Genomic DNA, 1,931 nt, shown 5'->3' with positions numbered 1-1,931 from the left:
GCGTGATGCCAGCCGGCGCCGTCGAGCCGCATCACGCCGGTCGCATCGATCGGGCCGTTCAGCATCAGGTGTGCGCCGGCCGCGTTGCAGCGCGCGAGCGCTTCGACGGCGAGTCGCGCGAACGCGGCTGCATCGAGCGATTTCACGCGCAGTTGCACGAGCGTCTCGCCGCGCGCGAGCACGGCGGACAGCCGGTCGAGGAACGCCGCGCCATCGGCTGCCGACGCGGACGCCGGTTCCGGCGTGATCACGCAGCAGCGCGGCAGCGTGGCGTTCATCGCGTGCGGCGAAGCGCGGCCGTCACTCGTCGGCCTCTTTCGCGATCTTCGGGTAGACGCGCACGAGCACGATGCGCGGCCCGTTCATCTTCTTCACGACGACGTCGAAGCGGTCGAACGACACGCGCTGCCCTTCGGTCGGCAGGTCGCTGAGCGCCTGGATCACGAGGCCGCCGACCGATTCCGCGCGGCCTTCGTCGATGTCGATGCCGAGCGCCTGTTCGAGCGACACGACCGGCAGGCTGCCCTTGCCCATCAGCGTGCCGTCGTCGAGGCGGCTCCAGTCGGCGTCGCCCTGGCGGAACTCGTCGTGGATCTGGCCGACCAGTGCGCCGAGCAGGTTGTCGAGCGTCAGGAAGCCGATCGGCTTCTCGCCCTTGTTGCCGACCAGCGCGAAGTGCGGCGCGCCCTTGCGGAAGCGGCGGAACAGGTCGAGCGCCGGCGTGTCGGGCTTCACGTACTGCACGGGGCGTACGTAGTCCGACAGGTCTTCGAGCGCCGCGCCCGCATGACGTGCGAGCAGCAGGTCCTTCAGGTGGATCAGCCCGCTCACCTGCTCGCGCGACGCGTCCTCGAACAGCGGATAGCGGCTGAAGCGGTGCCGCGCGACGATCTCCATGTTGTCGGGCAGCGGCAGGTCGCGGCGCAGACCGATCATTTCATGGGCCGGCCGCATCAGGTCCGACACCGTCATCGACGAAAAATCGAGCGAATGCGCGAGCGTGTTCCACTCGTCGTTGCTGTACGTGCCGCGCGCTGGCTGGGCCGGATTGCCGGCCGTGCTGCGGCGGCTGCGCAGGATCAGCTTCAGCTCGTCGGTCGAGTAGTGGGCGTCGCCGCCGTGGTCGGCGGACAGCCCCGCGAGCCTCAGCACCGCGTTGGCGCTGTTGTTGAGCACCCAGATCGCCGGATACATCGCCCAGTAGAACGCATAGAGCGGCAGCGCGACCCACAGGCCGACCTTCTCCGACTGGCGGATCGCCATCGATTTCGGCGCCAGCTCGCCGACGACGATGTGCAGGAACGAGATCAGCGAGAACGCGAACACCAGCGAGATCAGGTGCACGACGCGTTCGGACTGCACGCCGATCAGGTCGAGCAGCGGGCCGAGCAGTTGTGCGAAGGCCGGTTCGCCGACCCAGCCGAGGCCGAGCGACGCGAGCGTGATGCCGAGCTGGCACGCGGAAAGATACGCGTCGAGCCGGCCGTGCACGATACCGAGGATGCGGCCGCGCAGGCCGTGCTTGCGGGCCAGTGTCTTGACGCGCGTGGCGCGCAGTTTGACGAGGCCGAATTCGGCCGCGACGAAGAACCCGTTCAGGGCCACCAGGAACAACGCGCCGATGAGCGCGAAGATCTGTAACAAAGAAACACTCCGGTTATGACAGGCCCATCAGTATAGAGCCAGAAAGGAATTTGTAATGTGTCGGGCGGCCGATTGCTTACACCGGCGCCTCACCGGGGACGGAGAACGTGAGGGTGGCGGTGGCGCCGTCGGCGAACGCGTCGTGCGAGAACGTGCCGCCGTGTGCGAGCGCGACGCGCTGGCAGAGCGCGAGCGTCCAGGCGATCCGCTTGGCGTCGCGCTCGCGCAGCATCTCGCGTCGTGCGCACGCTTCGAGCGCGTGCGGCTGCGCAGGATCGGCGAGCGCA

At 68.4% G+C, this 1,931-nt stretch carries 2 protein-coding genes and 1 pseudogene; all 3 read right to left on the bottom strand.

Going from position 1 to position 1,931, the window contains the following annotated elements:
• A partial coding sequence (locus G3N99_RS39590; RefSeq protein ID WP_206125116.1) for a thiamine phosphate synthase occupies positions 1–278 on the bottom strand: 278 nt, incomplete at its 3' end.
• 22 nt (positions 279–300) lie between these two features.
• A complete protein-coding gene (locus G3N99_RS39585; RefSeq protein WP_011355838.1) occupies positions 301–1,644 on the bottom strand; it encodes a hemolysin family protein in 1,344 nt (447 codons plus the stop codon).
• A 76-nt stretch (positions 1,645–1,720) separates the two neighbouring features.
• Positions 1,721–1,931, bottom strand: a pseudogene (locus G3N99_RS39580) (sensor histidine kinase); the annotation flags it as partial.

Source organism: Burkholderia sp. Ac-20392, from assembly GCF_017104585.1.
GTDB classification, from domain to species: domain Bacteria; phylum Pseudomonadota; class Gammaproteobacteria; order Burkholderiales; family Burkholderiaceae; genus Burkholderia; species Burkholderia lata.
This window is presented reverse-complemented; position numbering and strand designations above follow the sequence as displayed.